This is a genomic window from Anaeromicropila populeti (assembly GCF_900112775.1).
Classification (GTDB): domain Bacteria; phylum Bacillota; class Clostridia; order Lachnospirales; family Lachnospiraceae; genus Anaeromicropila_A; species Anaeromicropila_A populeti.
Genome location: NZ_FOYZ01000021.1, coordinates 19,684 through 31,741 on the forward strand (window position 1 = coordinate 19,684; position 12,058 = coordinate 31,741).

The following is a 12,058-nucleotide window of genomic DNA, read 5'->3' on the forward strand; positions in this document are numbered from 1 at the left end:
ATTTTGTGGCACATTTTTAAATTTAGATGGTGCCAACTACAGTGATAACAAGTGTAGATGGAACTACAGTAATACTTCCTGTTACTGCATCCTGTGTAATTGTAGCAGCTGGTACAGTAATCTCAGAAGCACCGTTATTGATTGCAAACAGGTTCAAAACACCTGTTGCTGTATCGTAGGTATAATCGGTAACGGCTGTAGCCTGAATATTGTCAACTGCTATTCTTGTAATTGTAGGAATAGGACTGAATTCATCTGTTAATTCAATTCCAGTTGCAGCAACATTGCCATAGTTACTTATCGTAAAAGTATATGTGATAGTTGAACTATCCATTACTGGATTTGGTGACATGGATTTTACAATACTAACTTCTGCAAATTCAGATGCAGTAATTGTTGTTGATACTGTTACTGGATTTGCAATATTATGAGCTATAATAGAAGCAGTATTTTTAATGGATGAGCCAGTAGTCAATGGTGCATACTCAGTAAGAGCTGCTTTATATGCAACAGTAAAAGTGGAGCCACTTGCCAAAGCAGCAAGTTCAAAAGTTAGTGGTGCTGTTGAAGTTACCGTTGCACTGCCTTGGTATATTCCGTCAATATAATAAAATGCAGAATCTGGTACATACTCTAATGGTACTACGGAAGTAACAGCTCCAACTGGGAAAGTGTACTCGCCTAAGTCACATGAAATAGAAACATTTGATAAAACGGCTGCACCAGTGTTAGTAGCTTGCACTTCAAAATCAATGATAGAACCAATTTTATAAGTATCCTGATAAGAATCTTCGCTTGCTGTAATTGGGCCTTGCAGATCGGTAGTTGCAATATTAGAGATTGCGGAACCAGTACTGTTGGCGCTATATTTAAAGGTTATATTAGCTTGGTTGGTTATTTCTGCCATATAAAACCCTCCCTAGTCATTTATAGTATTAGTATATTCGGCTAGAGATTAGATGTGACGTATATTATTGTGTGACATGACAAAAACTTTTCCCTTTTCGACGACAATATTGGAATTCCGATTCATAAAGTAGGCAATCTCTATGTTAGTCTTAAACGTGCTGGTCTGAAGTAAAATAAAATCTCGTAACTCTATTCTGCGTCCCCGGTAAATGCTATTTATCTGCTTAAAACTGTGATCCACGTAATTATCGTTTAACTTTATTCCTATCTCCAAATTTGTCAAGTTATTTGGTAAAGCCAGAACCAAAGACCAGGCAACAAAGGTGAGCTGCTCGATGGAGTGTGCCTTTTCAATTTCAGGAGAAAATTCTTCCATTAAATAATAGAGTTCCTCCATAGTAAGACTGCCAGATGTTCCATTCAGAATCTGTTGTCCACAGGTATAATACTGAAGGCGGAGGGGCTGAACCGAATCAATGCCAGGGATGCCTTGCTCACCTTTGTCGCCCTTGTCACCTTTGTCACCTTTGTCACCTTTGTCGCCCTTGTCGCCCTTGTCACCTTTGTCGCCCTTGTCACCTTTGTCCCCTTTGGCACCTGCTGCCCCATGCTCCCCACGAGGGCCTGCTTTTCCCTGGGGACCAGGTATTAAAATAGGCGACGATGTAATTTCAGAAGCGGTAAGAACGGGTGTTTGGGATAAAATTATAGTTTCCAATCTATTACTTTGGAGTTTATGCAATATTTCTCCAGAAGAATCATCTGACATCTGAAAAACTATTTTTGAACTGGTAAGTAGTCTTGCTCCATAGGGAACAGAATCTCTTACACGAAGTGAGGCTGTAATCCAGATTTCAGAGGAGGGTGGTAAATCCAGATAAATTCCATGCAGACTTGTATCAGCATCTTGTTTTATTTGATTTATTACAATGCTGTCAGGCAAAAATTCTGCAAGTTCAGGAATGCTTACCTCAAACCATGCATTTTTAATGAAAAGATTACTATTATTTGAAATGCAATATTTATAGTGGAGGACTTCTTCAGGAAAAGCAACATTTTGATTTTCTTGAAAACTCTGTAGTGTTACGGGTAGGGAAGTAATTGGGGTTAAGCAAAGCTCTTCGATGGTAAAACGAGAATTATAAATACAATCCTTCTGCTGTGAAACATTAATTTCCAACGTCTCCGATTTTGGTGAGTCAAATTGGATTCCAAACTGTCTTAATGATACAACTGGCTTGGAGGGAAAGTCAATAAAGTGTAATTGGTGATATAAAACTTCAGCTCCTTTTATTTGAATGGAAATAGGAAGCGTAAAGGGATCGTAGTTAGCTTCTGTTAATTTTAACCAGCCAGTAAGCAGGTAAGTTTCTCCTTTTTTAACAGAGGTCTGGTTGCTGCAGCATATAATGGGTGAGGTAATCTCCTTTGTAACACTCACAGCGGCTGGGGGGGTTACAGCAGGAGCAGTAGATTGATTGGAATATTGAAGAACAGTACCTTTTGAACGAATTGTATTTTTGGAGGAGGTATCAGGGGCAGGGGGAGCAGAAACTGGAACCTTCAGACGTTGATGTGATATTACAACTTGTTCTTGTTCCTTAAATAAATTTTCTCCTGCTATACAACAGGTATTTGGGATCCATTCCTCGAAAAAACAGATTTCGTGTTGAAAAAGAATAGTACTATTAGCTTTCTCAAATAGACGGACGTAACGCAGGGTTCCATTTTTGGTGTACAGGCTGTTGGCTCCCACTGGGGAAGATGGTAAACAGTCAATAGGTGGCGCTGAATTTACTACATCCAATGGCTTTGCCTTTGAGAAGTCAGCATTTTTATATGTTTTTCCTTTATATGTAGCTGCTTCTATTACATAATATACACCAGCTGGCACATTTTTGAATTCAAAAGCACCCTGTTCGTCAGTAATAGAGGCAACTCCTGAACCATGCAGCCGCTGCTTTATGTTTTTCCCTGGTTTGGATGGTTCCTTTTTCATTTTTATTGAATCTACACGAGAGCATGCCATTAAAATAACAGGTACTTTAGGTAAGGGAATATCCCGCGAAAGGCTGGCATTATCTCTATTTTCAAAACGACAGGTGACTTTTCCATGTATATCCATAAAGACTCCTTCCAAAATAAAAAATACTCTTTTATATAAATATATTAACAAAGTATAAAAAGCATTAATCCTTTTTTTCTCAAAAGCGGTATGCTATACTAAAAATAAATATTTTAAGAAATGGATGGATGAGATTTGGCAGAAAAACGGATTACAGCTGTTGAAGTAAAGCGAATCAACAGAAATCATATTTATAAGTTAATTTATAGAGAAGAAGAAATTTCACGTCAGGAGATAGCCGGGAGGTTAGGGCTGAGTCTTCCTACTGTGAATCAGAATTTAAAAGAATTGCAGGCAATTGGTCTGATTGATTATAAAGGCAGCTTTGAGTCCACAGGAGGTAGAAAGCCAAAGGTAATCATTCCTGTAAAACAGGCAAAGGTCTCAGTAGGAATAGATATTAGGAAAAACTATGTATGTATTTTGCTGATTGACTTATATGGAAATATTTTGGATTACGAAAAATATACGAAGGTATTTTCTGAAAAAGAAGAGTATGGCCAGTTTCTAAGTTATTTAGTAAAAAATATTTTGTCACATAATGGATGGGAAGCAGAAAAGGTACTGGGAGTTGGGATTGCAATTCCAGGTGTATTTGATAAAAGCAGACAAAAAATCTTGTTGGCTCCTTCTCTAGGCATCAGTAATTTTCCAGTGGAAAATCTGACAAAACATATGGAATACCCCTGCATTGTAGATAATGATGGAAAAGCGGGAGCCTATGCTGAACTTTGGAGCAAACCGGACTCAGAGGCAGAGATATATCTGCTGATTGACAAGGGGGTTGGCGGCTGTATTATATATGGAAATGGGCTGTATAAAGGAGAGCATAACCGAGGGGGAGAATTTGGACATATGACCTTATATCCAGATGGAAAGCAGTGCGCCTGTGGAAAAAGGGGATGTTTTGAAGCCTATGTATCTGTAGCAAGACTTTCAGATGATTTGGACTGTCAGCTAGAAGATTTTTTTGCAGGACTGGCTGGCAGTAATGAAGTATATCAGAAAATCTGGAATCAATATATGGAGAATCTGTGCGTGGGAATCAACAGCTTATATATGACCTTTGACTCTAAAATTGTTTTGAGTGGTGTGCTTTCACAATATTTAGAACCATATATTTCACAAATCAGAGGCCATCTGGCAGAACTGAATTCCTTTGATGCAGATGGCGAGTATCTGCGCTTGTCCAAGTATCACAGAAGAGCAGCAGCAGTAGGGGCTGCATTAGAATTTGCAGGAGAATTTATTGATAATATTTAGCGGATAATCATTGACAAGACACCCAGAACAATTTATAATTAAAATAACATTTGTAAAAGACATTTACAAAAGTTTTTTCTAAAAATTATCAGTGGAAAGGAATCATTACGATGGATGTTAAAATTCAAAAAGTAACAGATCCTGCATTTCAAAAATATGGACGTGTTTTAACACAATATTATGATTTGTCAGATTTACTTGAGGCTATGGAGAATACCCCATTACCAGACGATGTGATTTATGAGCCTTCTGTAAAGGAATTAGAGGCATTACCAATTTATAAGGCCATGACAAACAGTGTATTTGGAGGACTTCCAATCCAGATTGGCTACTGTAATGGTCACAATCATTTGTTAAACGCTTTAGAATATCACCGCTCTTCTGAAATCAATGTTGCAGTAACTGACTTGATTTTATTAATCGGCAGCCAGCAGGATATTGAAGAAGATTATACGTATGATACAAGCAAAGTAGAAGCGTTTTTCCTGCCAGCCGGTACTATGGCAGAGTGCTATGGGACTACGTTACACTATGCACCATGCGGCGTAGACGGGAATGGATTCCGTTGTGTAGTTGTTCTTCCTAAGGATACTAACCTTCCACTTGAAGAAAAGCCAATGGGTGCTAAGGAGGATTCTCTTTTGACAGCAAGGAATAAATGGCTGATTGCCCATCAGGATGCAGGGATTGAAAATGCATTTGCAGGATTAAAAGGAAAAAATATTTCAGTGAAATAATGTAATAATAAAATAAATGGAAACGAAATTATGGAGGATATAAAAATGAAGAATATTCCAGTGGTTAAAGTTGCTATCGTAGCTGTAAGCAGAGATTGCTTTCCAATGAGTTTGTCAGAAACAAGAAGAGCCGCAGTTGTGAGTGCGTATCAGAATAAATATGGTGAAATTTTTGAATGTCCTACTTGTATTGAAAATGAACTGGATATGAGAAAAGCTTTAGCAGAAGTGAAAGAAGCAGGCTGTAATGCACTTGTTGTATATCTTGGAAACTTTGGACCAGAATCAGCTGAAACATTGTTAGCCAAAGAATTTGGCGGACCAGTTATGTTTGTTGCGGCATCAGAAGAGACAGGAGATAATCTGGTACAGGGCAGAGGTGATGCTTATTGTGGTATGTTAAATGCCAGCTATAACTTAAAATTAAGAAACATTAAAGCATATATTCCTGAATATCCAGTAGGAACAGCAGCGGAATGTGCAGATATGATTGCAGAATTTGTACCAATTGCAAAAGCAGTAATTGGATTAAATAATTTGAAAATTATTTCTTTTGGTCCACGTCCACAAGATTTCCTTGCATGTAATGCTCCAATTAAACAGCTTTATAATCTAGGAGTGGAAATTGAAGAAAATTCAGAGTTAGATTTATTTGAAGCGTTTAACAAACATGCAGGCGATGAAAGAATTCCAGAAGTAGTGGCAAGTATGGAACAAGAGCTTGGCGCAGGTAATAAGAAGCCAGAGATTTTAGCAAAGCTTGCACAATATGAACTTACTCTTTTAGATTGGGTAGAGGCACATAAGGGTTCTAGAGAATTTGTAGCAATCGCAGGTAAATGCTGGCCAGCATTCCAGACACAATTTGGTTTTGTTCCTTGTTATGTAAATTCCCGTCTTACTAACATGGGAATTCCAGTTTCCTGTGAGGTAGATATTTATGGTGCATTAAGTGAATACATTGGTACCGTTGTTAGTGAAGATACGGTTACTCTTTTAGATATTAATAACTCCGTTCCACAGGATATGTATGAGCAGGAAATTAAAGATAAGTTTAATTATACATTAAAAGATACTTTTATGGGCTTCCACTGTGGAAATACTGCTTCCAGCAAGCTTTCCTTCTGTGAAATGAAATATCAGATGATTATGGCAAGATCTCTTCCAGTAGAAGTGACACAGGGAACATTAGAAGGGGATATTGTACCAGGAGATATTACATTTTTCCGTCTGCAAAGTACGTCAGATGCAAAATTAACAGCTTACATTGCACAGGGTGAGGTACTTCCAGTAGCAACTCGCTCCTTCGGTGCAATTGGTATTTTTGCAATTCCTGAGATGGGAAGATTCTACAGACATGTACTAATCCAAAAGAATTATCCACATCATGGAGCAGTAGCTTTTGGTCACTTTGGAAAGACTTTGTATGAAGTATTCAAGTATATAGGAGTAGAGGATATTGGATTTAACCAGCCTAAGGGCATGCTTTATAAAACGGAAAATCCATTTGAATCGTAGAAAATAGCCCATGAAGGGAGCAATAAAATGTTATATATTGGTATAGATTTAGGAACCTCGGCGGTTAAGCTGTTATTAATGGATGCAGAAGGTGATATTAAGAAAATAGTATCCAGAGAGTACCCATTATATTTTCCAAACCCAGGGTGGTCAGAACAAAAACCAGAGGACTGGTATGAACAGACAATACTTGGGTTAAAGGAACTGGTTGCAGACTGCAATAAGGATGAAGTTGCCGGAATTAGCTTTGGCGGCCAGATGCATGGTCTTGTTATTTTGGATGAGAAGGATACGGTCATTCGTCCAGCACTGCTTTGGAATGACGGCCGTACAACGAAAGAATGTGACTATCTGAATCAGGTAATCGGAAAAGAAAAATTGTCTCAGTATACAGCAAATATTTCATTTACGGGTTTTACGGCACCTAAGATTTTATGGATTCGCAATGAGGAACCTGAGAATTTTGCCAGAATCAAAAAGCTGATGCTGCCAAAAGATTATATTGCTTATATGTTGTCAGGGGTACATTGTACGGATGTGTCTGACGCATCAGGTATGTTGATTTTCGATGTAAAAAATAAGTGCTGGTCTAAGGAAATGCTGGAGATTTGCGGAATTACGGAAAACCAGGTGCCAAAGATTTTTGAAAGCTATGAAGTAGTGGGAAATTTACAACCAGAGCTGGCAGCAGAACTTGGTCTAAAGGAAACAGTAAAAATTATTGCTGGAGCAGGTGACAATGCAGCAGCAGCAGTAGGAACTGGAACGGTTGGAGATGGAAGATGTAATATTTCTCTTGGAACATCAGGTACTATTTTTATCTCCAGTAAGGATTTTGGAGTAGATAAAAATAATGCCCTACATGCCTTTGCACATGCCGACGGGAATTATCATTTAATGGGCTGCATGCTTAGTGCGGCTTCCTGTAATAAGTGGTGGATGGATGATATTATTGGAACTTGTGACTACCAGAAGGAACAGGCTGATATTACAAAGCTTGGAGAAAATAATGTGTATTTTCTTCCTTATCTGATGGGAGAACGTTCTCCACATAATAACCCAAATGCAAGAGGTACGTTTATTGGATTGACAATGGATAGTACACGAACGGATATGACACAGGCAGTATTAGAAGGAGTTGCCTTTGCCATAAGAGATTCCTTTGAAGTTGCAAAATCTCTGGGCATACAGATAGAAAGAACAAAAATCTGCGGCGGTGGTGCAAAAAGTACACTTTGGAAAACCATTTTTGCTAATGTATTAAATATTAAAATAGATGTCATTGAGTCAGAAGAGGGACCAGCACTGGGAGGTGCTATGCTGGCAATGGTAGGCTGCGGCGAATACAGCAATGTGGAAGAGGCAGCTGCGAAGCTGGTGAAAGTGGTTGATACCATTGAACCTGATAAGGAACTGGCAGAAAAATATGAAGCAAAATATCAAAAGTTTGCTCAGATTTATCCGACGGTAAAGGAGTTATTTGATACACTGGTAAAATAAATCAACTAGGAGCATACACAATTTTTTCCTTGATTAACCTCAAAATTGTTGGTATAATCGGATCGCATATAAAAAATGGGCGTTACGATAATAAGTTGGAAAAGAGGTTTTAACATGATAGAAATGCTAAACTCAAAAATACACAGGGCTGTGGTGACAGATGCTAATTTGAATTATGAGGGCTCCATAACCATTGCCAGCAAACTGATGGAAGCGGCAGGATTATTTGAATTCCAGAAGGTGCATATTGTGAATATTGATAATGGACAACGTTTTGAAACCTATGTAATCAAAGGGGATAAGCAGGGAGAAATTTGTTTAAATGGTGCAGCAGCAAGACTAGTTTGTATTGGTGATAAAGTAATTATCATGTCTTACAAATATGTTAATGAAGAGGATGCTGATAAAGTAAATCCCATTGTTGTTAAGGTTCATGGAGAAAATAATGAGATTCTTTCATAGAACCAGCTTGCGTTATTTCTTTCTATTACATATAATAATATATGTATAGAATAACAACTAATGGAGGACATTATGGAGATTTTAGAGCGTTATATTGACGAACTCTTAGAAAAAAGCACACCACAGGCTCCTGTTTGGAATATTGAAAAAATTCGCAGTGGTGCAAAACCAAGCTGGAATTATATCGACGGTGCCATGATAAAGGCTATACTGGAACTATATGATATTACCAGAGAAGAAAAGTATTTAACATTTGCGGATAATTTTATTGATTATTTTGTTCGTGAAGATGGAACCATTGATTCTTATGATCCAGAAGAATATAATATAGATAATGTAAATGCTGGAAAAACATTATTTGAACTATATAAATTAACTGGAAAAGAAAAATATAGAAAAGCAATTGATACTATTTATGGACAAATTCAAAAACAGCCGCGTACAAAGGAAGGAAATTTTTGGCACAAGAAAATTTATCCGAATCAGGTCTGGCTGGACGGATTGTATATGGGACAGCCATTCTATATGCAGTACGAAGTTGAATTTAATAATTGTAAGAATTGTTTTGACAGCTATCAGCAGTTTTTGAATGTATATCGTATTATGAAGGATCCAAAAACAGGATTGTATTATCATGGTTATGATTCATCAAAAGAAATGTTTTGGGCGGATAAGGAAACAGGTTTGTCCAGTAATTTCTGGCTCAGGGCACTTGGGTGGTATGCAATGGCATTGGTTGATACTATGTCAGTAATGCCAGATTCTATGAAGGAAGAAAGAGATCAGTTAAATGAGATTTATAAGCAATTGATTGATTCTATGATTCAGTATCAGGATGAAAGTGGAATGTGGTACCAGGTAGTTGATAAAGGCGGAGTGGAGCCTAATTACCTGGAAACAAGCGGAAGTGCTATTTTTGCTTATGCAATTATGAAAAGTGTTCGTGAGGGCTTTTTGCCAGAGTCTTATTTCCAATATGGGGAAAAGGCATTTTATGGCGTGGCCGATAAGTATTTGTCAGAAGAAAACGGACAGCTTCAATTAGGTGGAATCTGTCTGGTTGCTGGTTTAGGTGGTCCTGATAACAGAGATGGTTCCTTTGCGTATTATATGAGTGAACCAGTTGTGAAGAATGAGGCAAAGGGTGTTGCACCTTTAATTTTAGCGTATATTGAAATTTTACACAAAAGACAGGCAGAACAATAATAAGTGTTTGCCATTATGGATGATTAATAAAAGGCTACTTGAGTTTTCAAGTAGCCTTTTGGCATAAATAAATAGTGAAAAGAAGAAAGGAATTGTCGTGAATGGTTAAGAAAGTGGAAGAATCCAGTACAGAGAGCTGGAAAGTGGTAAAACCAGCACAATTAAATGGAAAAGGTACATTGTTTGGAGGAGAATTGATGGGATGGCTGGATGAGGTGTCGGGTATTGTTGCATTAAGACATTCAGAAGGAATGGTTTCAACCGTAGCAGTAGAGGGGTTTACATTTACAGTGCCTATTCATAATAATGATTGTTTAATGATGAGGGGAAGGATTGTTTATGTAGGAAGAACTTCAATGGATGTGCTGGTAGAGACCTTTGTAGATGATTTACATGGAAATAGAAAAAAAGTAAGTCAGGGATATTATATTTATGTAGCATTGGATAAAAACGGAAAGCCAAGGGAGGTTCCGGGTATTTGCATAGAAACGGAAGAGCAGAAGAGGGACTGGGAAAGTGCAAAAAGGAGAAGAGAGGGAAGAGGGCAATATTGTAAACATTAAGAATGTGTGTTACAATATATTGGAAAATAGTTTTGGTTTTTCAATAAAGTATGGGGGGGGATATGGTTGAAAGTTCAAATAGGAGGTAAACCGGGTAATTCCAGTAATGATAACATAAAAAACAGTAATTTGACAGAAATGGGTTTGGGGGAAACTGATTTTGTAGGAAAATTATATAATAAAGAATTTAAAATTAAAGGATTAAAAGTTAAAAATATTGAATATATAAAGAGAAGTGATAAGGAAAGAGAAAAATTAAGAAGAGAATTCGATTCTACTGAAAGAGAAAAATTTGTAAAAAAATTAGCAAATGAACAGGCAGAAAATTTAAGAAAAGCTGGTATTACAGATGATGAAATAGCATTAATGAATGATGGTCTTTTGCCAAGCAAAGACTGGCAGGTGCATCATAAGCGTCCACTAGATGATAGTGGGACAAATACCTTTGAAAATCTTGTTCTAATTAGAAATCATCCTTACCATAAGGCTATCACGAACTATCAGAATGAAAAAACTAGAGATTTAAACGAAAATGATAAAAATATATTAAAATTTCCAATACCAGATGGAATGATTTTCCCGAAAGAAAGAGATGAAGAGTTTGAAAAATCAATACAACCCAATTCTAAAAGAAAGAAAAAAACTAAAAAGGAATTATAAAATAAATATGGAGGAATTTTTATGTGGAAAGAAAAATTAAATGAAATCGAACGAATTTATTCTAAATATAATAAAAAGATTAATGACGGATGTTTGGATGAGGTTATGCAAGAATTTCAAGATGAGGTGTTTGAGAATTTTAATTATAACCTTCCAGAAGATTATTTACAATTTTTAAAGTGTGTAAATGGTATAGAATTTAATGGATTTAGTATTTACGGGGTAGATAATTACATTACAGAGGATGACAAAAATGAGAATACAGGGTATATTGATTCTAATGAAATCTGGTATGAGAACCAGTGGCAGAAAAAATATATGTTTCTTGGTGACAGCAGTATATCTTGGTTTTGTTATGACATAGAAAACGAAACTTATGTAGAACTAGATAAGCCATCTGCTGAAAAGGCAGGAGAATACAAGGTATTCTATGAATTATTAGACAAAGTACTGTTAGACGCACTGCCAAGTGAAAGCAAGAAGAAATTTTTGAAATAGTATTTAAAATATGCAAATTCTTTTCACAGTACCACTCGCGATACAAATTAGTACATGTTAGAGTAATGCTATGGACAAGCCCCCAATAACGTGATAATTTTAACATAGTAACTTATGTTAAGGGGGTAATAATAAATGAATAAAATGAGAAATCGACGTTGTCTATCTTTCATTTTGGCAGTTCTTATTGTAGTATCAGCGTGTGCAGTTAATTTTAAAACTGATATTTCAAAAGTAAGTGCTGGAACAGATGTAATTTTAAAGGTAGACGCAGGAAACGGATGGAACGATGGAACTGCCCAATATCAGCAGATTAATTGTTCCATAACAAATAACTCAAGTTCTGTGGTTTCAGACTGGGTTGTAACAATTCCTTTTTCAAGTAATGCAGTTATGAACCAAGGGTGGTGCGGAGTATATACTCTATCAAATGGCATTTTAACTGTAAAACCAGATAACAGCAATTCTAAGATTGCAAAATCAAGTATGGTTACATTTGGTTTTATTATCAAAAATCCAGGAAACTTTTCACCAGCAGATGCAACGCTTACATACGCGGGGCAAACTACTGCAACACCAACACCAGTGGTAACACCAACACCAGTGGTAACACCAAC

Annotated in this window: 12 protein-coding genes; 10 read left to right on the forward strand and 2 right to left on the reverse strand. The window is 36.8% G+C overall.

Going from position 1 to position 12,058, the window contains the following annotated elements; all coding sequences use genetic code 11:
• Positions 1–22: 22 nt before the first annotated feature.
• Both BM305_RS17685 and BM305_RS19565 read right to left on the reverse strand, forming a co-directional pair.
• Entirely contained in the window at positions 23–907 is an 885-nt protein-coding gene (locus BM305_RS17685) for a DUF7507 domain-containing protein (RefSeq protein ID WP_092564043.1), read from the reverse strand.
• A gap of 48 nt (positions 908–955) precedes the next feature.
• Positions 956–3,034 carry a carboxypeptidase-like regulatory domain-containing protein gene (locus tag BM305_RS19565; protein ID WP_242940582.1) on the reverse strand — a complete coding sequence of 693 codons (2,079 nt, stop codon included), beginning with the start codon at positions 3,032–3,034 and terminating at the stop codon, positions 956–958.
• Between the two features lie 135 nt (positions 3,035–3,169).
• Here BM305_RS19565 and BM305_RS17695 point away from each other — a divergent pair, with 135 nt between their 5' ends.
• The 10 genes from BM305_RS17695 to BM305_RS17740 form a co-directional block, all read left to right on the forward strand.
• Positions 3,170–4,297 (forward strand): ROK family transcriptional regulator, encoded by a 1,128-nt coding sequence (locus BM305_RS17695; RefSeq protein ID WP_092564046.1) that lies wholly within the window; start codon positions 3,170–3,172, stop codon positions 4,295–4,297.
• 110 nt (positions 4,298–4,407) lie between these two features.
• Entirely contained in the window at positions 4,408–5,034 is a 627-nt protein-coding gene (locus BM305_RS17700) for a DUF4867 family protein (RefSeq protein WP_092564049.1), read from the forward strand.
• Between the two features lie 45 nt (positions 5,035–5,079).
• Positions 5,080–6,552 carry an L-fucose/L-arabinose isomerase family protein gene (locus BM305_RS17705; RefSeq protein WP_092564052.1) on the forward strand — a complete coding sequence of 491 codons (1,473 nt, stop codon included), beginning with the start codon at positions 5,080–5,082 and terminating at the stop codon, positions 6,550–6,552.
• Positions 6,553–6,579: 27 nt separating this feature from the next.
• Positions 6,580–8,052: a xylulokinase gene (gene xylB / locus BM305_RS17710; RefSeq protein WP_092564055.1), complete on the forward strand. Its 1,473-nt coding sequence runs from the start codon at positions 6,580–6,582 to the stop codon at positions 8,050–8,052.
• 114 nt (positions 8,053–8,166) lie between these two features.
• Positions 8,167–8,514, forward strand: coding sequence for an aspartate 1-decarboxylase (gene panD / locus BM305_RS17715; protein ID WP_092564058.1), 348 nt, complete (start codon positions 8,167–8,169; stop codon positions 8,512–8,514).
• Between the two features lie 72 nt (positions 8,515–8,586).
• Positions 8,587–9,720, forward strand: a complete 1,134-nt coding sequence (locus BM305_RS17720; RefSeq protein ID WP_092564061.1) for a glycoside hydrolase family 88/105 protein — start codon at positions 8,587–8,589, stop codon at positions 9,718–9,720.
• 101 nt (positions 9,721–9,821) lie between these two features.
• Complete coding sequence (locus BM305_RS17725; RefSeq protein ID WP_092564064.1) at positions 9,822–10,283, forward strand: acyl-CoA thioesterase; 462 nt, start codon at positions 9,822–9,824, stop codon at positions 10,281–10,283.
• A gap of 66 nt (positions 10,284–10,349) precedes the next feature.
• Positions 10,350–10,943 (forward strand): HNH endonuclease, encoded by a 594-nt coding sequence (locus tag BM305_RS17730; RefSeq protein ID WP_207649513.1) that lies wholly within the window; start codon positions 10,350–10,352, stop codon positions 10,941–10,943.
• A 21-nt stretch (positions 10,944–10,964) separates the two neighbouring features.
• Positions 10,965–11,441: a YrhA family protein gene (locus BM305_RS17735; RefSeq protein WP_092564067.1), complete on the forward strand. Its 477-nt coding sequence runs from the start codon at positions 10,965–10,967 to the stop codon at positions 11,439–11,441.
• A gap of 135 nt (positions 11,442–11,576) precedes the next feature.
• Positions 11,577–12,058: cellulose binding domain-containing protein (locus BM305_RS17740; protein ID WP_177214798.1), on the forward strand; the 482-nt coding region annotated here is incomplete at its 3' end.